Genomic DNA, 23,434 nt, shown 5'->3' on the forward strand with positions numbered 1-23,434 from the left:
ACATTAGCTGCGATTTGATTTTTTTCATAGCTTCACCCTCTTCAAAACAACCCTGATATGAAAAAACAACTCATCACATTTTTAATGTTGGTTTCGGTAGGGCTTTTCGCCCAAAATGCACCAAACTGGCTTCGTTATCCGGTCATCTCTCCAGATGGCACAACAATAGTTTTTACCTACAAAGGTGATCTTTATAAAGTAAGTACCAATGGAGGCGATGCCACTCAACTTACTTTTCACGAATCGCATGATTATATGCCAGTGTTCAGCAAAGATGGAAAAACCATCGCCTTTGCTTCGGACCGTTATGGCAACTTCGATGTATTCACTATGGACATCCGTGGAGGAGAAGCAAATCGCATTACCTTCCATTCAAATGATGAGCAGCCTTTCTCTTTTTCTGCCGATAACAAATCGGTTTTGTTCGGAGCGTTAAGACAAGATTTGGCCGAACACAGACAGTATCCTCATGGTTCTCAGTCTGAATTATACTCGGTTCCAGTAACTGGAGGGCGTGTAGACCAAGTTTTTACTTTTCCAGCAGAGTATGTGCAGGTAAATAAAAGCGGAAGCCAGATGGTTTACCACGATAAAAAAGGAGGCGAAAATGAATTTCGTAAGCATCAAAAATCTGCTATTGCCCGTGATATTTGGGTATATGATAAAAAAGCTGATTCACACAAAATGATTACTTCTTATGAAGGAGAAGACCGCCAGCCGATTTATAGCCAAGACGAGAAAAGCCTTTACTTTTTAAGCGAAGAAAGTGGCAATTTCAATGTGCACAAGCTTTCGCTAGACAACCCTTCTGCAAGAACTCAACTAACGAATTTCAAAACTCACCCGGTTCGTTTCCTAAGCATGGGCGGAGACATTTTAAGCTTTGCCTACGATGGCGAATTATACACCATGAAAGAAGGGCAACAACCAAAAAAGCTTTCTGTGAATATTGTTACCCAAAGCAAAGCCAATACCGATAAGTTCGTTTCTATTAATGGTGGTGTGGGAGAAATGGCAATTTCGCCTAACGGAAAAGAGATTGCGTTCACTGCCCGTGGCGAAGTGTTTGTAACTTCAGTAGACGGTTCTCTCACCAAAAGAATTACCAATACACCAGAGCAAGAAAGCTTCGTAACTTTTTCACCTGATGGAAAATCAGTGGTGTATGCCAGCGAAAGAGATGGGCGTTGGAGCATCTTCAAAACCACAAGAATTCGCGAAAATGAAGAGCCATTTTTCTTCGCTTCAACCTTATTGAAAGAAGAGCCTTTGGTGCAAAATAAGCTCGATAATTACCTTCCTAATTTTTCACCCGATGGAAAAAAACTAGCTTTTATTGAAGGAAGAAGAACTTTAAAGGTGTTGGATTTGGCTTCGAACAATACAACTACTTTGATGACCCCAGAAGATTTGTATCACATGGGTGATGGAGACCAGTCTTTCAGTTGGAGTCCCGACAGCAAATGGATTTTGTTCGATTGGGGAAAAACATTGAGCAATAGCGAAATTCTTCTATTAGCAGCCGATGGTTCTAAACGAGAAAACCTTACTGAAAGTGGTTATGGAGACAGTAATCCTAAATGGGTGAATGATGGTAAACAAATGATTTGGTTCAGTAACCGTGATGGTTTGAAGAGTTATGCCACCAGTGGTTCATCTCAACGCGATGTATACAGTATGTTTTTCGATCAAGACGCTTGGGATAAGTATAACCTAAGCAAAGAAGATTACGACTTGATGAAAGAAATCGAAAAAGCAACGAAAAAAGATGAGGCTGAAGACAAGGAAAAAGACAAAGATAAGAAAGATGAGAAAGAGAAAGAAAAGGTGAAAGACCTCACTTTCGACTGGGATGACATGAAAGACCATAAGGTGAGAATGACCATTCACTCTTCAAGTTTGGGAGATGCCGTACTTTCTAAAGATGGTGATAAACTGTATTACTTGGCGCGTTTTGAAAAAGGAATGAACCTTTGGAGTACGGATTTAAGAACCCGCGAAACAAAAATGGCAATGAAACTCGATGCAGGTTTTGGCAGCCTTACTTGGGATAAAGACAGAAAGAATCTTTACCTATTAAGTGGCGGTAGAATTTCTAAAATTGACCCAGAAAGTGGAAAGCGCGAAGGAGTGGATATAAAAGGAGAAATGAATTACGATGCCGTTGCAGAGCGTCAGTATATGTTTGACCATGTATACATTAGAACTAAGAATGTTTTTTACGAACCAACTTTCCACGGTATTGATTGGGAGCTGATGAGAAAAGAATATTCTAAATATTTGCCTTCAATAGGTAACTCATATGAATTCTCTGAATTGCTTTCAGAAATGCTCGGAGAACTAAATGTGTCGCACTCTGGCGCCAGATACAGCACAAGTATTCCAAATGCCGATGCCACTGCTTCGCTTGGTATTTTTATGGATTACAAACACAAAGGCGATGGTATTTTAATTACTGAAGTAATTAATGGAGGGCCGCTTGACAAAGCGAACCTCAATGTAACTAAAGGCATGATCATCGAAAAAATTGATGGAGAAACCATTGCTCAGAATGTAGATGTAGCCAAATACTTAAACCGTAAAGCGGATCAATTCACTTTGTTAGAAATCTATGATCCTGCAACTAAAAAGAGACAGCAAATTACCATGAAGCCTATTTCTTTAGGGGCTGAAAGAGGTTTGCTGTATGATCGTTGGGTGAAAATCAATGAGAAAGAAGTAGAAGAGAAGAGTAATGGTCAATTGGGTTATGTACACATTCCAGGTATGAGCGATGGTCCGTACCGCAGTATTTACGAAGATATGATGGGCAAATTCTCAGATCGTAAAGCAGTTGTAGTCGATACACGATTTAATGGTGGAGGAGATTTGGTGGCAGATTTAGCTATGTTCTTCACAGGCGAACCATTTATTACCTATGCTACCGAAGCTAAAGTGGTAGGCGGAGAACCAACTTCTCGTTGGACAAAACCAACGTTGGCCATGTTCAATGAAAGCATGTACTCTGACGGTCACTGCTTTGCCAGCGGCTATACAGATCTTAAAATTGGTAAAACGGTGGGTATGCCAGTGCCTGGTACCTGTAGTTTTGCTGGTTGGGAAGGTTTGCCTAATGGGGGTACATGGGGAGTTGTTCCTATAAGTGCTAAAAATAAGGCAGGCGAGTGGATGGAGAACAATCAAACAGAGCCTCAGTTTAAAGTGAAATTAATGCCAGGTGTTGTAGACAAAGGAAGAGATCAGCAGTTGGAAAAAGCCATTGAAGAATTGATGAAAGAGATCAGGTAAACTAATACTTGATCGTAAGCAAAGGCCTCTGTGAGTTAAATTGCTCATAGAGGTTTTTTTATTTCCACTCTTTCTTTAAAACCTTTAGTTGATTTAATCTATCTATTACCTCGGCAACACGACATTCTTTCCATTTTTTGGGCGCTTTTCTCTTTGATTTTGGTGTTCTTTGCGCTTCAAATTTTTTAAAGAAGAATGGTTGAGTTGAAAATAGGTGGGGTGCCAGAACATTTTAATATGCCTTGGCAACTATTGCTTGCCTCTGGAATACTTGAGAAATCTGGAATTACACCATCTTGGACCGATTATCACGGAGGTACTGGCCTTCTAGCGCAAGCTTTACACGATGGCGATTTAGATATTGGGATCTTGCTTACGGAAGGGGCTGTTCAGGGAATTGATAAAGGGAAAGCCTTCAAGATTTTCAGTTTCTATGTTGATTCTTCTTTAACCTGGGGAATTCACGTACCGGCTACTTCTGACTTTAAGAATGTTGCTGATATTGAAGGAAAACGCTACGCTATTAGTCGTTTTGGCTCAGGTTCTCATTTGATGGCAATTATTGATGCAAAAGCCCGAGGCTGGTCTACGGAGGATATGAAATTCGAAGTGATCGATAATTTGGCGGGTGCGCGTGAGTCATTCAAATATGGCGATTCAGATGTTTTCTTTTGGGAGAAATTCACGACTAAATCTTTGGTAGATAGTGGAGAGTTTAGAAGAGTAGGAGAACGAAAAACACCTTTCAGCTGCTTTGTAATCTGTGTGTCGGATAAAGCCTTTCAAGAAAAGAAAGAAGCTGTTTTAACTACTATCAACGCTTTGTTTCAACAGGTAAATCAATTTATAGCCAGTGCAGATAAAGTTAAACTGATCAGCGATTTCTATAACTTAAAGTCAGAAGATGTAGAGGCGTGGCTGAAAGATGTAAGCTGGGCACCTCGTCCGCATCTTAATCCTGCAATGCTACAAACCACCATCGATACTCTAGGAGTTCTCAATTTGGTGAGCGAACACTTGAAGGTAGAACAATTGGTAGGCTCAATTGAAGAACTGGAGAAGTAGACATTGGTAGCCAAAGGCTTGTACTGATTTAAACCATTTTCTCTTTGGAGTGGAATCTCATTTTGTTCAAAAGCTTGTTCATTACTGTAGCTTCAGCTTCGGTAATGTTGCACATTATATCATCAAGCTGGTTCTTGTTTTGGTTAATTTCGTTTAAAAGGGCTTGACCTTTTTCGTGAATAAATGCCTGAATCAACCTGCCATCATGCGTGCAAGGTCTTTTCCAAGCCAAACCTTTGTCGCATAGCCTGTCTATTAAACGCGAAGTATCAGAATTACTAATAATCATTCGTTCTCTAATCTGCTTGGTGCTTATGGGGTCGGGGTGTTGCTCGCCCAAAATGGTCAATACATTGTATTGCTGTTGAGTAATATCGTATTGTTTTAAAAACTCGGTGGTCAAATCGCTGAGCCAATAAGCAGAGTATAATAAGTTTGCACGCAACTGCTCCTTAATGCTTTTGGGGTTTTGAGCGTCTGTTTGCGTATTCATTTCTATAAAATTGTCGGTTAGCTTACTAATGAGGCCTAATGTTACAACATTGACTGATAAATCAAAATTTGATTTGAGTTAAATAGAAGAAGCATTAAAAATACATAGGCCATCTAACGCACAAGGTTGCCCCCTGATTGTTAGATGGCTATGTTCAACAATCACCAAAAACTTTATCTATAATTATTGCAGTAATTATGCTTCTACAGCTTCTTCAATTGGTTTTGCTGCGGGGAAATCAATGGCTATTTCTGTAATATTGTTCACATAGTTGGTTACAGTGTTATCAGCTACCAAAAGCACTAAATCCATAAGCGCAGCATTGTTAAAACCTTGAGCAAAGAAGTTTTCTACAGTTTCACTAGACGGACGGCCGTGCTTAAGGGTAATTTCTCTGGCTAAAGCCACAATTGCGTTTAATCGCGCATTCTCACTTTTTCCAGCCCTCAAATTCAAAGTTTCTTCTTCGCTAAAGCCGTTCATTTTTCCTATGGCGGTGTGTGCGGCTTGGCAATATGAACATCCGTTGGCTTGGGCTACAGCAAGCGCTGCTGCTTCTCTTTCTTTTGCGTTAAATGATCCTTTCGCTTGGGCACCTTGAAAAGTAAGATAAGAATCTAATGCGTTTGCAGAATAGCCTATGGTGGCATAAATGTTAGGCACCATTCCTATTTTCTGTTTTACGCCATCAAAAATGGCTTGTGCTGCTGGAGCTACTTGTTCTCTTGTTGGTACTTCAAATTTTCTCATTGTATTTTTTGTTTTAGTGTTTTTCAAATTCAAATAGCTAACTAATGTTGTAACATCAAAGTTTCAACATTAAAATAAAAATATTTGAATATTTTGAAATGGTCTATTTAACAGTCTGATAATGAGAGATTAGTGTTGGGTTTATTTTTCAATAAACTTTTAAATCTATAGGCTATACTTTAAGAAACTGGTTTTTGAGAAGGTAAAAGAAGTGGTTTTACTAGGTTAGTCCTTACTCCCCAACCAAGCATGTCCTACTTTGAAAGAGTAATACTCTGTTACTTCACCGTCTTCTGATTTACTAACTGTTTTTCGGTGATGCTTTTTTAATTGTTTTTCAAAGGCTTTTTTCTCTGTTAAGAAATCTACTTCATCGTAATAGTCTTCAGGTTTGCCTAGATCATTACTGCTCAAATGCATTTCGTCTAGGCGGCATTCCCAATTAAAGCCATCAGGAAGGTTTTTGATTTGACGATCAGCCCGTGCTGTGTATTCTTGATTGGGTTTAAAGAATGTACCGTCATAGAAATGGAGGAAATCACCAATTGCACAGACCACCTGAGAGTTGGCAAAATACGGGTCGATAAGCCATATTTTGAGGTAATAAGGTTCTCCTAGAGTGTCCAGCTGCTTTTTCCATTCAGTATAGATTTCGATCAAACCAGCAAGTATTTTTTGGCGGGTTTTGCCTTTAGGTTGAGGGTATTCGCTATTCAACAAGGAATAGTCGCAATAGGGGCTGACCCAAATTTTTGTATGATCGCGCTGACTGCTTTTTAAGGATTCAATATCGAGTTTAAGATTTTCGTTCTTCCAAGTCTCAATGTCTTTCCATATACGATGGTGCCCTCTAAGTTTCTTAATTCTCATGCTCGGTCTATTGCGAAGTATTTCCTCAAAAAAATGAGTGATAAGATAGTTATACTTTTTTGCACTCGCGCGCAAGAGGCTAAAAACTAACAGAGATTAATTCTTCACTATGCGTAGAAAGCCTAAAAGCCTTTTCTGAATGTTGGGTAAACTTGCTCTTTTTTGAGTTAAGTCGACTTAGCTATTCTGAAACTTTAAAGTGAACCTACTTTCCTCTAATTAAGTCGGGTTAGTGGCTCCGAGATTTCGGAGTGATCCTACTTTCTCCTAATTGAGTCGGGTAGCGGCTCCGAGATTTCGGAGTGAACCCACTTTTCTTAATTAAGTCGGGGTAGCGGCTCCGAGGTTTCGGAGTGAACCCGCTTTTCTTAATTAATTCGGGGTAGCGGGATTTGAACCCACGACCTCTCGCCCCCCAGACGAGCACGCTACCGGACTGCGCCATACCCCGATTAAGCTGCAATTATAATAATTTATACGATTATGAAATGTAATAAAATGGGAATTTTAGCGGGTGTAATTTCTAACCAAATATATAAGGCCGAGTGCTAAATAAAATCCACCAAACCAAAGAAAAGTACTGTCGGTTTCGCAACAGCTAAAGTAGAAATATGCTAGGGGTGTAAAGTAGCACAGGGCAGTAAGTAAGAATAATGGCACGGCTATTTTATGTGCTGGTTGTGCCTTCAGTTCAAATGTTTTTTCTTCCAAAACGCTAATAAAAAAGTAACCGCTTTCCTAAACTCAAGTGTTTGGCAAAAGGTTAGTTCCTTTTTACGAAAGGGGAATCTGCTTGTTTTTTGGTTGTAATGTACTTTGAGAATAAGTGGAAAATTGATAGCCGATAGTCGTGAAGCTTTATTCGGTTTTTTTAAACATGAGGCTAGTCTTTATGTTAGAAAAACATGCAGCTGTTTCATTGGAATTTAGGTGCAAATATTAACACGTTGTTTATGCATCATTGTTGCATTTAGCGTAGTAAGTGGCTATGTTTGCATCGATGTTGCAATTATGTCTTTTTTTTCGAAGAAAACTGGTATTGTTGGTATTCCAGTTCCTTATGCTTTCTGTAGGTTTTGGTCAAACAGGACAGGTTAAAGGACTTGTGTTGGATGAAAATGACAATCCATTAGTAGGTGCTTCTGTGGTCATAAGCCCAGATAGCCTGATCACCCAAACAGGGTCTAAAGGTCAGTTTTTCTTCTCTGGAATACCTTTTGGTGAACATGTCTTGAGGATTGCATTCGTGGGGTATAAGCATCAAGTGAATTCTATATCATTAATAGTTAATGAACCCCAAGATCTAACTATCAAACTGACACCAGACCTTAAAACGCTTGATGATGTAGTAATTCTGGGCGATAGTTACTTGACAACAAGAAAAAGGGAGTCTTCACTTGACTTAGAGATTGTGAATACCGAGTTTATTCGCCAGAATCTAGGAGGAAGCCTGATGCAATCCCTTGAGAGGCTTCCTGGCATAAGTACAATCGGCATAGGTTCGGGTCAATCAAAGCCACTTATACGTGGTCTTGGATTTAACAGGGTGGTAGTGTTGGATAAGGGCGTTAAACACGAGGGTCAACAATGGGGGGCAGACCACGGTTTAGAACTGGATCAGTTTGCAACAGGCGAGGTGGAGTTACTGAAAGGGCCGGCCTCATTTGCCTATGGTTCCGATGCTATTGGTGGAGCAATTAATGTACTACCACCAGCTCCTCCATCAGAAATCAATTCATTAGGAGGTAGCCTCAACCTTATTGGTAAATCAAACAATGGATTGATAGGCACTTCACTTAATCTGTTTGGACGTAAGCAAGAACTTTTTTTCGGAGCTCGTTACTCTTACCAACGCTATGGCGATTACCGCGTTCCCACGGACGTAGTTTATGTATATGATTATGCAGTGAATTTAGATGATAACTACTTGCGTAACTCTGCGGGTAAAGAGTCGGGGTTAAATTTGGAGGCTGGTTATGTTGTGAGAAAGTTTAAAAATACAATCTACCTGAGCCATGTCTATAACAAGAGTGGTTTTTTTGCTAATGCCCATGGGCTTGAGCCGAGGAGAGTGGATACTGAACTCCATGATAATTCAAATCGTGATATTCAAATGCCTCGTCAGCAAGTTAATCATTATAAAGTGATTAACCGAAGCGTATACGAGACAGGCAATCACAAACTTGAGGCCGACTTGGGGTATCAGCATAATTTTCGGCAAGAATTCAGCCCCTATGTCAATCATGGGTTTATGCCAGCAAACTATCCTGCCGAATCAGCTATTCCTTCTAATCTAGAGCGAGAGTTTAACAAGTCAACTTATACCTTGAATCTAAGGGATCAAATCAGCCTTCTTAATCATACGATTAACCTGGGCGTCAGCTTAGAACATCAGGATAACACTATCGATGGCTGGGGTTTTTTGGTGCCCGCATACAAGCAATTGACGAACGGGGTGTTTGTGCATGACGAAATTGATCTGAACAAACGACTTTTGGTTAGTGCTGCATTGCGATATGATTATGGCAGAATTAGTATAAATGAATATTTGGACTGGTTTGACTCGGTGGTGACGAACTCGGAAGGTGAGGAGGTGTCACAGAGAGTACAGCGAGCGAAGGACATGGTACGCGAATTTAGTAATCTGGCATGGTCTCTCGGACTCAATTATAACATGGAAAACCTACTGCTTAAGATTAATTTTGGTAAGGGATTTCGGATGCCGATCGCAAAGGAGCTGGCCGCTAACGGAGTAAACTATCATTATTTCAGTTATGAAAAAGGAAACCCTGACCTATCGCCCGAACAGTCCTACCAACTCGATTTGGGTATCAATTGGCTGAAATCCGATTGGTCTATTCAGGTAAGTCCCTTTTTGAATTATTTTCCAAACTATATATTCTTAAATCCTACACCAGATCATGATTATTATTATGGGGCTGGAAATCAGGTGTTTGAGTATTCTCAGAGCAAAGTGATTCGGTATGGGGGAGAAGTAAAGTTGAGTCTTAACCTCACAGAAGAGGTTAGTACCGAGCTTTTCGGTGAATACGTGTTTTCTCAACAATTATCGGGAGACAAAAAGGGCTTTACTTTGCCTTTTTCCCCACCGCCATCAGCATTACTAAACTTCACATGGTCTCCAATTCTGAATAAAACTTTCAAGGCTCCCTATTTCTCATTGGACTATAGAATTGTAGGGAAGCAAAACAATATTGTGCCTCCTGAGAAGAAAACATTTGGTTATCAGGTTTTTAATTTTAGGGCAGGAACGAATTTAGAGCTTTATAAGCAAGAACTACAACTCAACTTTCAAGTACAAAATGTTATGAACACGCACTATATGAATCATACTAGTTTCTATAGGCTCATCAACCTTCCTGAAATGGGAAGAAACTTCATTCTGTCTGTAAGTCTGTCTCTTTAACTACTGATATGCATGGCGCAATTCAAGTATGAAAAACACTAATCAAACATAAAACCAATAAAACTAAAATCATGAAATTTATGAAGAGTTCATCGCTTAAATTACTTAACCCAAAGAGCTTGAGGTTTCTTCTGCTATCAGGGTTCATTTTATCAGTATTTTTTTCCTGTGAAAATGACGATCCAGAACTAGTATTACCTACTGTTGATAATGTAGAAGTTGGTTTGAACAACAATGAAATTGGCGTGATGGGGCGTGATTTTCATTTGAATGTAGAAGTTCTTGCAGGCAGTAAGATTGATTTGGTACATGTTTATATAGTTCCTGTTGATGCAGAAACCTATGAGAAATTTTGGAGTTTTGGTGTGACTTGGGATGAATACAAAGGGCTAAAAAACGCAACTGTGCATAAGCATTTCGATATACCTGAGGATGCTGTAGAGGGATATTATGATTTTGTAATTAAGGTAGTAGATGAGAATGGGGCAATACTAGAGGAAAAAAGAAATATCACTATTTATAAAGCCGAAAACTTACCAGTCGATCCTCAGATTCAAGAATTTTCTGTTTCAGCACGTGGCGATAGTTTTAGGGTCTTGTATATTCATTCTCGAGGAGGGTATCGCGATCCAATAACTCAAGAGTATGGTAACTATAACGTTAATATTGATAAGGAAGAGACACTTTCTGCAGTAGCAACTATTAGTAGTTTAAAGGATGATGGAAAAATATATATATTATTAATTAATAAAAAACATAATCATAGACCAGAATCTATTAGTAGCATTGATTTTACTAAGGCTATAGTTCTAGACGTTTTCGAGCATACCAATATGGAGCAAAAAGATAGATGGACAAATTTTGATTATTTGCGTCCTAATTTCCCTAATATTTCAGTGCTTCCTATAGGTGCTTCAGTTGACAATAACTTGCCGAACCCTATTGATATTTCAGGAATTAAAGCATGGGAATCGGGTACCTATTATGTCGGCTTTATTTACGAAAACACCACTCATAACATGAATTTGTTTCATTATATAGAGGTTGCAATAGAAGGATTTTAGCATACTAGTTAAAAGCAGATTAGGCCTTACTAGAAAGTTTGTTAAGTAGTAATTGACTGGTAAACAGGAGTTTATTATAGGGATGATTTACGAAAACACGACTTATTATATGAACCTTTTCTATAGAAGAAGCTATTTTTACTGTAGTTATCGATGATTGATAAGATTACAGTTAATAAAAAACTCTAATTGTCTTAACCAAGATGTTCACATATTCACTATGTAGCGTCTTGGTTTTTAAAAACACCAAACATAAAAATGAAAAAGCACCTTATAGCAATACTTGGGATTCTCTTTATTTCAGCTTGTTCGGATGATGACTCACCGACAATTGACACTGAATATCCTGAGATTATTTTGTTTCAGGACTCTTTTCCCAATCAATGTAGCGTTCTGTCAATAGGACAAACTCATACCTTTAAATTAACTTTTAAAGATAATAGGGAATTGGGAGGCTATAGTCTTGATATACACCATAACTTTGATCACCATAGCCATAGTACAGAGGTAGCATCATGTAATCTTGAGAATAAGAAAACACCAGTAAATGCATTACTTTTTATCAAGACGTACTCGATTCCAGACGGTCTACAAACGTATGAAGCTACTGGAGAAATTACAATACCCTCGGATGTGGATTCAGGCGATTATCATTTCTTAATCCGCCTTACCGATAAAGAAGGCTGGCAGACACTAAAGGGAATAAGCATTAAAGTGGGTTAAGCCAATACTTGGCGGCAAAGTTAGTACGCCTACTTGATCTGCGTATACATTTCGGGTTTTTGCTCTTTCTCAAGCCGAAAAAAAATATCACTCTTCATTTTAAAAAGCAAACCCCGAAGCTAGAGGCCTCGGGGTTTAGTTTAGCTGTTCTGAGCAGGAAAACTAGTTTCCTCCTTTTTCTTTGGCTTTATCAAAAGCACTTTGGGTGTTCTTTCTTGGGAAGGAATTATTTTCCGTGTTTACATCGGCTAACTCCTTGTTCGGATCAAACATAATACTGGCCACTTCTTTGTCTTTAGCAAAAATATGAGACACTTGGCTTTCGCTAAGTCTCCAGATTTCTGCAGGAATTTTCTCGATTTCTTTAGTGCCGTCTTTGTATGTCCACTCAATTACCAATGGAGTAATTAATCCTCCTGTGTTTTTAAAGGTTACTTGGTATAAGTTTTTTCCTGCTAATCGTTTTCTGATGGCATCGTTCGGAATCTCGCTTCGGTATTCGCCTCTCACGCGGCTGTCGGTCAGTTCAATTTCTTGAGGTTTAGCATAGAAAGGGTTGTCGGCATTTTGCTCGTTGCCCAATGTTCCAGCTTGCGCATTCACTGTTTTTTCAATCTGTTGGTTTTCACCTTTGATTTTGAACCATTTTACATCGCTTACATCTACTTCTACATTGTCTGTAGTGTAGAACCAGCCTTTCCAGAACCAGTCCAAGTCTACCCCAGAGGCATCTTCCATAGTACGGAAAAAGTCAGCGGGTTTTGGATGCTTGAAGGCCCATCGTTCGGAATATTCTTTGAAAGCGGCATCGAATAACTCTGGTCCCATTACAGTTTCTCTTAACACTACCAAGGCAGCAGAAGGCTTTGAATATGCCTCTGGCCCCAATTGAAGCGACTGCTCAGGGTTGGTCATAATAGGGCGCATGAAATCCTTACTACCTTTCATATAAGGTACAATAGCAGCCGGAGAATTAGAGGTGTATGGTAAGTAATCATAGTATTCATGCATAGTTCTATATTCCAAGAAAGAGTTTAATCCTTCATCCATCCAAGCCCATTGTCTTTCGTCTGAATTTACAATCATAGGGAAGAAGTTGTGTCCTACCTCGTGAACAATTACAGAAACCATATTTGTAGTGATGAAGTCATCATAGGTTCCATCAGGTCGTGGACGACCAAAGTTGAAGCAAATCATAGGATACTCCATACCAATGCTAGCTGCATGTACCGAAATGGCTTTTGGGTAGGGGTATTCAATGGACATGTCGGAATATGAAATCAAGGTATTTACAACTGCTTTAGTCGATTCTTTTTCCCAAAGCGGGTTTCCTTCTTTAGGGTAGTAAGACATCGCCAAAGGCGTATTATTTTTCAGTTTAACAGCTTGGGCATCCCAGATGAATTTTCTAGAGCTGGCAAAAGCAAAATCTCTTACATTTTCTGCTTTGAAGGTCCAAGTAGATTGGGTAGAAGCTCTTTTCTTTTCCTTGGCTTCCGCTTCTTTTTGCGTGGTAATGATTACAGGTTTGTCAAAACTCTTTTTGGCTTGTTCAAAACGCTGTAATTCTGTTTTTGTCAATACATCAGAGGGGTTTTGTAAAGTACCCGTAGCTGCTACAATGTGGTCGGAAGGAACTGTGATAGATACCTCGAAATCGCCAAAAGTAAGCGCAAATTCTCCCGAACCTAAAAATTGCTTGTGTTGCCATCCATTAACATCGTCATACACTGCCATTCTTGGGTAGAACTGAGCAATGGTGTATAAATAGTTGTCGTCTTCCACAAAATGTTCGTAGCCAGACCGGCCACCAAGCTGAGCTCTATCATTTATGTTATACCACCAAGCAGTCTTAAAACTAAATGATTCGCCAGTTTTTAATGGCGTAGGTAAGGTGATTTTCATCATGGTGTCATTGATTAAATATGTCAATGGCTTACCATTGGTATCGGTTACTTTTTCTAGTTTGAAACCGCCATCAAAACCCGCGTCAATCATAGAGGCAGCTCTACTAGTGCCCAAGCTAGACGTATTGTCTCTTAGCTGCCCAAAGCCGTTGGTGAGCGCTCCGGTATTGTCAGCTTTTCTCACATTTTGGTCTAGCTGAACCCAAATGTATTTTAAAGTCGAAGGTGAATTGTTCGTGTAGGTTACCGTTTCAGAACCAGAGATTTTCTGGTTTTTGTCGTCTAATGTTACAGCGATTTTATAATCGGCTTTTTGCTGCCAATAGGCTGGCCCAGGTTCTCCCGACCCAGTGCGGTATTCGTTAGGTGTAGGGAGGGTTGTGCCTAGCTGTTCGAATTTTGCTCCCCAATTTTGTTGGGCAAAGCTCATGAGCGGAAAGAGGCACATCAATAATAAGATTTTCTTTCTCATGGGTTAAAGGTTTTATGCATCGAAAATTAACGATTTGTGATTCAATTGTAACAATTTATTAATAATGATTTTCAATTTCTGCTAAGTAAAAAATGAAGTTTTACAGCATGAAAACTAAACTAACAAGCTTAAAATTAACTGCAATTGCTTTGTTCCTGACCATCAATGGTTTTGCCCAAGATGCCAGCCGAACTAAAGTATTAACCACTATTGCTATCGGTTCGTGCAGTCGCCAAGAGGCGCCACAGTATTTATGGCCCGAAGTGCTAAAAAATAACCCCGACCTATGGATTTGGTTAGGCGATAATATCTATGGTGATACCCAAGATATGGCACTCTTGAAAGAAAAGTATGAAGTACAAAAATCAAATGCTGACTATCAGAAGATGCTGAAGCAGATGGATATTATTGGCATTTGGGACGACCATGATTATGGGGTGAACGATGGCGGTAAAGAGTTTGTGAAACGGAAAGAAAGCCGCGACCTAATGTTTGAATTTTTAGATGTAGAGCGTAATAACCCAGCTTGGAAAAGGGAAGGTGGCTACCAATCGTACGAATATGGAGTAGAAGGTAAAAAAGTAAAAATTATGCTTTTAGATGCGCGTTATTTCAGAGATGAATTGAACCGTGTTGACAGAAAGTATGTACCAAACTTAGAAGGAGATATTTTAGGTGAAGACCAATGGAAATGGCTTGAAAATGAACTGACCAATAGCGATGCCGATATTCATATTTTGGCAGGAGGAATACAATTATTACCAGAGGAGCACCCTTACGAAAAGTGGAATAATTTCCCGAAGGCAAAGCAAAGGCTATTGAAGCTTATCGGTACTGTTCAGCCAAAAAATACTTTCTATCTAAGCGGAGATCGCCATATTTCGGAAATTTCAAAAACAGTGATTCCTGGCTATGGTGCATTTTATGATTTCACCTCAAGTGGTTTAACCCATAGTTCGGAAGGAAATACAACTGAACCCAACGGATTTAGAGTGAGTAAACTGGTAGATAAAAAGAGCTTTGGGCTCATTAAAATCGACTGGTCAAAAACTAAACCTCAAGTGACTTTTGAAATGCGAGGCTTAGAAAATGTTTTAATCGATACTCATAAAGTAGATTGGGGAAAATAAATTTGAAGCGCCCTGTTTTTTTATTATAAGCAGGGCGTTTTACTACCTTGTCCGTTTCAGAATCTCATTTTTAATTTCCTTTGCGTAATTTGATTCAAATTCTATTTATGAAAACTTCTGTATTACTTCTTTTTTGTGTTGTCTTAGGTTGTGCTAAAGTTCAAGAACCTCTCGATATTCAAGGGCACAGGGGCGCTAGAGGCTTAATGCCTGAAAATTCTATTCCAGCATTTATGCGGGCTTTAGACGAAGGGGTAACTACTTTAGAACTGGATGTGGTGATTACCAAAGACAAACAAGTAGTGGTTTCGCACGACCCATATATGCTTTCTTCAATTTGCGATAAACCCAATGGAGAACCCGTTACTAAGGAAGAAGAACCAAAGCTGAATATTTATGAGATGGATTACGCAGAAGTAGTGGGCTATGATTGCGGATCGAGAGGAAATGCTCGTTTTCCAGAACAAGTGAAAACTGAAACCGCAAAACCTTTATTGGCCGATGTAATTTCAATGGTAGAAGATCACTTAAGGGAAAATAAGAAACCCAAAGTGAGCTATAATATTGAAATCAAGAGCCTAGAAAGTGAATATAATGTCAGTCAACCAGAAGTAGATGAGTTTTCTGAGTTAGTTTTAAGTGTAATTAGAGAAAGGCTTACCAACGATCGCTTTACCATTCAATCATTCGATTTTAATGTGCTCAAGCATTTACATAAGTCGAACCCAGAGGTTCGTTTGGTGGCTTTGGTAGAAAACGCAAAAGGAGTGGAGGTCAATCTGGAAGCACTAGGGTTTATTCCAGAAGTTTACAGCCCATATTATATTCTCTTGAAGAAAGAAGACATTGATTTGATTCATGAAAAGGGAATGAAAGTAATTCCTTGGACCGTGAATGACCGAAAAGATATGGAGCAATTGGTGGCAGATGGCGTAGACGGAATTATTACCGATTACCCTGATAGAGCGAAAGGGCTGGACAATAAAGGAACCTAATTTTTAACACAGAGATTTGCCTTCGATCACATTCTTATCAAAAGCCTGCGCATAACATTTTGATGTTGGGTATATCTAATTATTTTTGGGCTGCCCAATTTCGTACATGCAACTATTTGAAGTTACCGACAGCCATTCCGAAAAAGAATTCATTCAATTGCCTGTAAGGCTTTATAGAAATGAAAAAAACTGGATTAGACCTCTTGATAAGGACATCAAGGCCGTTTTCGACCCCAGTAAAAACAAAAACTATAGAAATGGTGAAGCCATTCGCTGGATTTTAAAGAATGATAAAGGAGAAGTCATTGGCAGGCTGGCAGCGTTCATTATCAAAAAGGTAGCCGAAGCACAAGAGCAGCCTACAGGTGGAATTGGCTTTTTTGAATGCATCGATGATCAAGCTGCGGCATTTATGCTTTTTGATGCAGGCAAAAAATGGCTTGAAGAACGAGGAATGGAAGCCATGGATGGGCCAATCAATTTTGGCGACCGTAACAATTGGTGGGGTCTTTTAGTCGATGGGTTTTCAGAGCCTAACTATCAAATGCCGTATAATTTCCTCTACTACAAAGATCTTTTCGAGGCTTACGGTTTTAAAGAATACTTCAAACAGTTTACCTACAAACGACCGGTGGGCAGCCAAGTAGAACTTGACGATCGTTTTTACGCAAAGGCTCAAAGTAGCCTAGATAACCCCGACTACGAATTCAGACATATTAGAAAGGATGAATTCAAAATTGCTCACAAGTACTTCTTAAAGGTTTATAATGAAGCTTGGACAGGTCACAATGGAGTAAAACCCATGACCGAGGCGCAAGCACACAATATCTTTAAGCAGCTAAAACCAATTACTGATGTTAAAATTGTATGGTTTGCTTTTTATAAAGGAGAACCTGTCGCTTTTTTCATTTCCATTCCAGAATTGAACCAGCTTTATAAACACCTAAATGGCCAATGGAATTTATGGTCGAAAATTAAGTTCATGTATATGCTCAAAACAGGTGTATGCAAAAAGGCTTTGGGGATTGTATTTGGAGTAGTACCAACCCATCAGCGGAAAGGCGTTGAAGGAGGTTTGGTGGTTTCATTTGTAAAAACCTTAGCTTGGAAAAAAGGGTTTCAGTACGAAAATATAGAAATGAACTGGATTGGTGATTTCAATCCAAAAATGATGCGCGTGGCAGAACAAATCGGTGCCGAAATTGCAAAAACGCACATTACCTACCGAAAATTATTTGACGAAACGAAGGAGTTTAAAAGAGCTTCCTTTATATAATAATAGTATATGAAAAAGAAGTACGATGTATATGGCATTGGAAATGCCTTGGTTGACCTTGAGTTCAAGATTGATGAACAATTCTTAACCGAACATAAGGTTGAAAAAGGCTTAATGACCTTAGTAGACGAAGAAACTCAGTTCAGATTGATTAACTCAATGATGCAAACCGATACAGTACGTAAATCGGGAGGGTCTGCGGCTAATTCTATGATTGCCATCAGTCAGTTTGGAGGAAAATCGTTCTATTCATGCAAAGTGGCCAACGATGAATTTGGTGATTTCTACATGAAAGATATGCGTGAGGCAGGCGTAGATACCAACCTCGACAAGCAAGAAAGAGAAGATGGAGTTACAGGAAAATGTTTGGTAATGATTACGCCAGATGCCGACAGAACCATGAATACTTTCTTGGGGGCTACATCGAATTTTTCGGTAAAAGAACTGGACGAAAATGCCATTAAAGATTCACAATATATTTACCTTGAAGGTTATCTGACCACTTCTCCAAATGGAGTAGAGGCCATGATGAAGGCCAAGAAAATAGCCGAAGATTACCGTGTAAAAACCTCGATTACACTTTCAGACCCTTCTATCGCCAAATTTTTCAAAGCCCAGTTTACTGAAGTAATTGGTGCTTCGGTAGATTTGATTTTCTGCAACGAAGAAGAAGCCAAAACTTACACTGGCAAAGACAACCTAGAAGAAGCCCGTCAGGCCATGAAGAAAGACGCCAGAAGGTTTGTGATTACTCAAGGGAAAAACGGAGCCATGATTTTCGATGGCGATACTTTTATCGATATAGAAGCATATGATGTAAAAGCCATCGATACCAATGGAGCAGGAGATATGTACGCTGGGGCTTTTCTGTACGGTATTACCAACGGAATGTCGTATGCTGAAGCCGGAAAATTAGCCAGTTTGGCCAGTTCAAGAATAGTGAGCCAATATGGCCCAAGATTAAAAACTCCAGAGGTACATGAAGTTTTAAGGCGCTTAAAATAACCCACCCTTTTTACTCCCCATCCAGCGGAATATCTTTCCGCTGGCCATTCGCATTAGAAGAACAGAAATATTTTGGCTTAATTTGAAGTCAAAACAAACCCTATATACTTATGCTTAGAAAAATCAGTCTGATTCTGGTGTTTTGTGCAGTGGCTACTTATGTGTCTCAAGCCCAAAATATCGAATTTGAAGAGTATGACATGGACAATGGACTTCATGTAATTCTTCATCAAGATAATTCCACCCCTATCGTTACTGTATCAGTACTTTATCATGTAGGCTCTAAAAATGAGCCCAAAGGAAGAACTGGCTTTGCTCACTTCTTTGAACACTTAATGTTTGAAGGTTCGCCTAACCTTAAAAGAGGAGAATACTTTAAAATTATTGAAGCGGCCGGAGGAAGTTTAAACGCAAATACATCGAACGATAGAACGTATTATTTCGAAACCTTACCCTCAAACCAGTTAGAGCTTGGCTTGTATATGGAGTCTGAAAGAATGCTTCATGCAAAGATTGATTCTGCTGGAATTGCTACACAAAAGGAAGTTGTTAAAGAGGAAAAACGACTTAGAGTAGACAATCAACCTTACGGCTCTGTGATTTCTGTAATGCTTAAAAATGCTTATCGAGGCACAAACTATGAATGGGCGCCAATTGGCTCATTTGAAGATATCGATGCCGCCACCGATCAAGATTTTGTAGACTTCTATGAAACGTTTTATGTGCCGAATAACGCTACACTTTCAATTGCTGGCGATATTGATATAGCTGAGGCAAAGAAGTTGATAGAAAAATACTTTGGAGAAATTAAGAAGGGAACGAGAAAAATTCCTAGACCTAAAATTACAGCTCCAAAATTAGAAGGCACAGTAGAGGAGACCGTGTTCGATAATATTCAAGTACCCGCTTTGGTGCAGGGCTACCGAATGCCAGCACAAGGAACAGAAGATTATTATGCGCTTCAAATGCTTACCACATTACTTTCTGGCGGGCAGAGTTCAAGATTCCAGAAAGAAATTGTAGATAATAAAGGTATGGCTTTGGCTGTTCAGTCTATTCCCTTAGGTCTTGAAAGTGGAGGCTTGTTTATCAATTTTGCCATTCCAAACCAAGGAGTTGCCATTGAAGATTTGGAAGCCGAAGTTGATGCCATGATCGAGCAGACTAAGAGCGAACTGATTCCAGAAAGAGAGTTTCAAAAAGTGAAAAATCAAGTGGAAAACAATTTTATTTCTGGATACGGTTCTGTACAGTCAATTGCAGAGAGTTTGGCCAATTACCATGTGTATTTCGGAAATACTGATTTAATCAATACAGAAATAGAGCGCTATAAAAAGGTGACTAGAGAAGATTTACAGCGTGTAGCTAAAAAATATCTTGTACCAGAAAATAAAGTAGTGTTAACCTACCGACCAAAATCTGAACAAGAAAAACCCGAGGAATCAAAAATCAAAAAAGAAGGAGGGAATAGAGAATGAAGAAGCTATTAATTATGGCACTTGCGTTGATCTCTGTCAACACATTCGCCCAAGTAGATAGGTCGAAAAGACCAGAACCTGCAGCCGCAAGAGAAATTAAGATTGGAGACTACGAGAGCTTTACATTGAAAAATGGACTTAAGGTAATTGTGGTGGAGAACGACAAGCTCCCTACCGTTGCTTGGACGCTTTCGCTAAACACAGGACCAATTACCGAGGGAGATAAATCTGGCTTAGCAGGAATGTTTGGTCAAGTGATGAGAGCGGGAACAACCTCTAAAAGTAAAGAGGTGTTAGATGAAGAAATTGACTTTATGGGAGCTAGCGTAAATGCTGGAGCCACTTCTATGTCGGCTTTTTCACTTTCTAAATACAAAGAAGATGTATTGAAATTAATGACGGATATTCTTTACAATCCAGCTTTTCCTGAAGATGAGTTAGAGAAAGTAAAGAAACAAACCATAACGGGTTTGGCTTCTGCTAAAGATGATCCAAATTCAATTTCTAGTATCATTAGTTCAATTGTGAACTACGGCAAAGAGCACACATATGGTGAAATGACTACAGAGGAAACTGTAGCCAACATTACTATTGAAGATGTTCGAAATCACTACAAAAAGTATTTCAAACCTAATATTGCTTATTTGGTGGTTGTGGGTGATATATCAAAGAAGGATGCTCAGAAGCTTGCGAAGAAGTATTTCTCTGACTGGAAAGAAGGTGACTTCACTCCTGAGAATTTTGTACAACCCGCTTCAGTAACAAAAACCAACGTTAATATTGTAAATAAAGCTTCTGCGGTGCAATCGGTGATTAACATTACTTATCCAATTGACAATAAGCCTGGGACTACCGATGTAACGAAGTTGAGCGTGCTTAACCAGATACTAGGCGGAAGTGCATCTGCACGTTTGTTTACAAATTTAAGAGAAGACAAAGGCTATACCTATGGTGCTTACTCGAGTATTGGTTCTAGCAGATATAGTGCTACTTTCTCTGCCAATGCAAGCGTTAGAAATGAAGTGACTGACAGCGCTTTGGTTGAATTCTTTAATGAAATGAACCGTATTCGTACTGAATTGGTGACCCAAGAAGAATTGGATTTAGCTAAAAACTCCTTGAGAGGTTCATTTGCAAGGTCTTTAGAAAGTAGAAGTACTGTTGCTCAATTTGCTTTGAATACTCAGCTGAATAACCTTCCCGAAGATTACTATGCAACTTACCTGAAACGTTTGGATGCTATCACGGCCAAGGATATTCAAGAAGTAGCAATGAAATATATTCGCCCTGATAAAGCCAATGTTATTGTGGTAGGAAAAGCAGAAGAAATTGCTCCAAAATTGAAGCAGTTTGGCCCAATTACCTATTACGATGTTGACGGTAATGTAGTCGACCCTGAAGCTCAGAAGGCCGCAGTTGGATCGGTAGATGCGAAGGCTATCATTGATAAGTATGTAGAAGCCATTGGAGGAGCTGAAAAACTTGAGTCCGTTAAAGATGTAAAGGCTGTAATTACTACCTCTGTTCAGGGGCAAACTTTAACAATTACCACAATGCAGAAAGGTAATACAATGAGCAAGCAATCTACCGGAATTAGTGGAATGACCCTTCAGGAATCTATTGTAAATAATGGAGAAGTAAAGGTTACCGTTCAAGGACAAACTCAAGAAATACCTGCTGGTCCGCAATTAGACGGAATGAAGGAAGGTGCAATTATGTTCCCTGAATTATTTTATTTCAAGGCGGGCTACAATTTAGAAATGACTGGGCTAGAAACCGTAAACGGTAAAGAAACCTATGTGATGACAATCAAATCACCTTCTGGCGCAACTAGCAAAAAGTATTTTAGCAAAGAAACAGGTTTAGTGGTGAAAGAAGAATCTATTGCTGGAACTCAAGAAATAATGGAATATCAGGAAGTTGGAGGTATTAAATTTCCTAAAAAAATTAAACTGGCCATTCCAGGTCTTGGAACAATTGAAGCCGATATGAAAGTAGAAGTGAATACAGGAATCCAAGACTCCGAATTCGCGATTAAGTAATTTCATATATACCAATTAGAATTCAACAAGAAGCCATCTGTCGTCTGACGGATGGCTTTTTTCGTTATTTTGCATCAATGTCAAAGCCCGAAATCAACAATACACTCGATCACCTTTTTCGGCAAGAGTATACAAAAATGGTGTCGCTTTTCACTAATCGATATTCATCGGCTTTGATTGATCAGATTGAAGATGCTGTTCAGGAATCACTACTAAAAGCAGCCAAATTATGGAATTCTCAGCCTGTGCCAGAAAACCCTTCAGCATGGCTGTATCGGGTAGCAAACAATCAGTTGATCGACCAACTCAGAAGGCAGAATAAGTCTGTGGCTTACGGGGCGCATAATGAAAGTGAGGAGGAAGCTACTTCTGAGTTTGAGCTCGAAGAAGGAGAATTGGTTGATGGTCAGTTGAGAATGATTTTCGCCTGCTGTCACCCTTCCATTAAACTTCAAGAACAATTGATGCTGAGTTTAAAGCTACTTTGCGGGCTCAGTGTGAAGGAAATTGCCAGAGCACTTTTAAAGAAGGAGGATGCAGCCAAGAAGGCCATTACTAGAGCCAAACAGAAATTTAAGGCAGAAGTAGGAGAACTTTCAGTTCCAGAAGGAGATGCCATAAATGAAAGACTTGAAGTAGTCCTTCAAGTAATTTATCTTTTGTTTAATGAAGGCTATAAAGCTACAGAGGGTGATGAGTTGATTCGTTATGAGCTATGTGAAGAGGCCATTCGATTGGCTTTTATCCTTACCAATGCCAAAGATTGCCATACCAGCGAACTGAATGCCTTGATTGCCATGATGCTTTTTAAAGCAGCGCGGTTTCCGGCTAGAATAGGGAAAGATGGATCCTTGTTGACATTAGAACATCAAGACCGAACTCTGTACCGAGACGATTATATTCAATGGGGCTGGAAGTTTATGCAAGAATCCAGCAAAGCAGAAAATACTTCTGTTTATCAATTAGAAGCAGCAATTGCAAGCTATTATACCGTTGCGGCCAGTTATGAAAAGACCAACTGGAAAGTGATTTTTAAACTGTATGATGGGTTAGTAAAACTGAAACCTTCGCCCGTAGTGAAAATGAGCAGGGTGTTTGTGATGAGTAAAGTGCTTGGTGCTCAAAAGGCCTTAGACGCCATGACTGATATTGAAAGTGAATTTTCAGAAGTTCAATCTTTCCAAGCCTTAAAAGCTGAACTGTATGCCGAAGTTGGAAATTTTGAGAAGGCTATTTTTCATCTAAAAAAGGCTATAAACCAAGCACAGAATAATACGGAAAAGAAATTTTTAGAGGCAAAGTTGCTCAATTGGGCGGCCATTCAATCTGTTTAGCATATTCATTCTTAATTTTTTATTCAGCGTTGCTCCGTGGGGGATTAAACAAGTATAATTGCGTAAACGTAATTCTGAATGTTTGTTTACCTTAGCGTAAAACTACTCTGGTATC

At 39.3% G+C, this 23,434-nt stretch carries 16 protein-coding genes and 1 tRNA gene; 12 read left to right on the plus strand and 5 right to left on the minus strand.

The annotated features are described in order from the left end of the window. Positions 1 to 57: 57 nt before the first annotated feature. Both OB69_RS15635 and OB69_RS15640 read left to right on the plus strand, forming a co-directional pair. Positions 58 to 3,288 (plus strand): S41 family peptidase, encoded by a 3,231-nt coding sequence (locus tag OB69_RS15635; protein ID WP_053224687.1) that lies wholly within the window; start codon positions 58 to 60, stop codon positions 3,286 to 3,288. A gap of 237 nt (positions 3,289 to 3,525) precedes the next feature. Further along, positions 3,526 to 4,353: an ABC transporter substrate-binding protein gene (locus OB69_RS15640; RefSeq protein ID WP_221404887.1), complete on the plus strand. Its 828-nt coding sequence runs from the start codon at positions 3,526 to 3,528 to the stop codon at positions 4,351 to 4,353. 28 nt (positions 4,354 to 4,381) lie between these two features. Here OB69_RS15640 and OB69_RS15645 read toward each other — a convergent pair whose 3' ends face one another. The 4 genes from OB69_RS15645 to OB69_RS15660 all read right to left on the minus strand — a co-directional run bounded on the left by OB69_RS15645 (position 4,382) and on the right by OB69_RS15660 (position 6,917). Then, positions 4,382 to 4,846, minus strand: a complete 465-nt coding sequence (locus OB69_RS15645; RefSeq protein WP_053224689.1) for a MarR family winged helix-turn-helix transcriptional regulator — start codon at positions 4,844 to 4,846, stop codon at positions 4,382 to 4,384. Between the two features lie 195 nt (positions 4,847 to 5,041). Next, positions 5,042 to 5,596, minus strand: coding sequence for a carboxymuconolactone decarboxylase family protein (locus OB69_RS15650; RefSeq protein ID WP_053224690.1), 555 nt, complete (start codon positions 5,594 to 5,596; stop codon positions 5,042 to 5,044). Between the two features lie 225 nt (positions 5,597 to 5,821). Next, the gene (locus OB69_RS15655; RefSeq protein WP_053224691.1) at positions 5,822 to 6,466 is read right to left on the minus strand and encodes a hypothetical protein; all 645 of its coding nucleotides are present in this window, start codon (positions 6,464 to 6,466) and stop codon (positions 5,822 to 5,824) included. A gap of 377 nt (positions 6,467 to 6,843) precedes the next feature. Continuing rightward, positions 6,844 to 6,917, minus strand: a tRNA-Pro gene (locus OB69_RS15660). Between the two features lie 588 nt (positions 6,918 to 7,505). On the opposite strand from OB69_RS15660, the gene OB69_RS15665 reads away from it, so the two are divergent. The 3 genes from OB69_RS15665 to OB69_RS15675 all read left to right on the plus strand — a co-directional run bounded on the left by OB69_RS15665 (position 7,506) and on the right by OB69_RS15675 (position 11,680). Next, entirely contained in the window at positions 7,506 to 9,893 is a 2,388-nt protein-coding gene (locus tag OB69_RS15665) for a TonB-dependent receptor (protein ID WP_245620838.1), read from the plus strand. 71 nt (positions 9,894 to 9,964) lie between these two features. Next, positions 9,965 to 10,957: a DUF4625 domain-containing protein gene (locus OB69_RS15670; RefSeq protein ID WP_053224692.1), complete on the plus strand. Its 993-nt coding sequence runs from the start codon at positions 9,965 to 9,967 to the stop codon at positions 10,955 to 10,957. 258 nt (positions 10,958 to 11,215) lie between these two features. Next, a complete protein-coding gene (locus tag OB69_RS15675) occupies positions 11,216 to 11,680 on the plus strand; it encodes a DUF4625 domain-containing protein (protein ID WP_053224693.1) in 465 nt (154 codons plus the stop codon). Between the two features lie 162 nt (positions 11,681 to 11,842). Here the strand turns inward: OB69_RS15675 and OB69_RS15680 are convergent, their stop codons facing one another. Beyond that, complete coding sequence (locus OB69_RS15680; RefSeq protein WP_053224694.1) at positions 11,843 to 14,059, minus strand: M1 family metallopeptidase; 2,217 nt, start codon at positions 14,057 to 14,059, stop codon at positions 11,843 to 11,845. A 107-nt stretch (positions 14,060 to 14,166) separates the two neighbouring features. On the opposite strand from OB69_RS15680, the gene OB69_RS15685 reads away from it, so the two are divergent. The 7 genes from OB69_RS15685 to OB69_RS15715 all read left to right on the plus strand — a co-directional run bounded on the left by OB69_RS15685 (position 14,167) and on the right by OB69_RS15715 (position 23,319). After that, on the plus strand, positions 14,167 to 15,189 hold the full coding sequence (locus OB69_RS15685) for an alkaline phosphatase D family protein (RefSeq protein WP_185096916.1): 1,023 nt from the start codon (positions 14,167 to 14,169) through the stop codon (positions 15,187 to 15,189). 107 nt (positions 15,190 to 15,296) lie between these two features. Beyond that, positions 15,297 to 16,184, plus strand: a complete 888-nt coding sequence (locus OB69_RS15690; protein WP_053224696.1) for a glycerophosphodiester phosphodiesterase family protein — start codon at positions 15,297 to 15,299, stop codon at positions 16,182 to 16,184. Between the two features lie 106 nt (positions 16,185 to 16,290). After that, positions 16,291 to 17,460, plus strand: a complete 1,170-nt coding sequence (locus OB69_RS15695; protein ID WP_053224697.1) for a hypothetical protein — start codon at positions 16,291 to 16,293, stop codon at positions 17,458 to 17,460. Between the two features lie 9 nt (positions 17,461 to 17,469). Beyond that, on the plus strand, positions 17,470 to 18,465 hold the full coding sequence (locus OB69_RS15700) for an adenosine kinase (RefSeq protein WP_053224698.1): 996 nt from the start codon (positions 17,470 to 17,472) through the stop codon (positions 18,463 to 18,465). 110 nt (positions 18,466 to 18,575) lie between these two features. Further along, on the plus strand, positions 18,576 to 19,943 hold the full coding sequence (locus tag OB69_RS15705; RefSeq protein ID WP_053224699.1) for a M16 family metallopeptidase: 1,368 nt from the start codon (positions 18,576 to 18,578) through the stop codon (positions 19,941 to 19,943). Next, positions 19,940 to 21,985, plus strand: a complete 2,046-nt coding sequence (locus OB69_RS15710) for a M16 family metallopeptidase (protein WP_053224700.1) — start codon at positions 19,940 to 19,942, stop codon at positions 21,983 to 21,985. The genes OB69_RS15705 and OB69_RS15710 overlap by 4 nt, the downstream gene beginning before the upstream one ends. A 77-nt stretch (positions 21,986 to 22,062) precedes the next feature. Further along, entirely contained in the window at positions 22,063 to 23,319 is a 1,257-nt protein-coding gene (locus OB69_RS15715) for an RNA polymerase sigma factor (RefSeq protein ID WP_053224701.1), read from the plus strand. Positions 23,320 to 23,434: the final 115 nt, after the last annotated feature.

The organism is Roseivirga seohaensis subsp. aquiponti (assembly GCF_001267955.1).
In the GTDB taxonomy this organism is placed as follows: domain Bacteria; phylum Bacteroidota; class Bacteroidia; order Cytophagales; family Cyclobacteriaceae; genus Roseivirga; species Roseivirga seohaensis.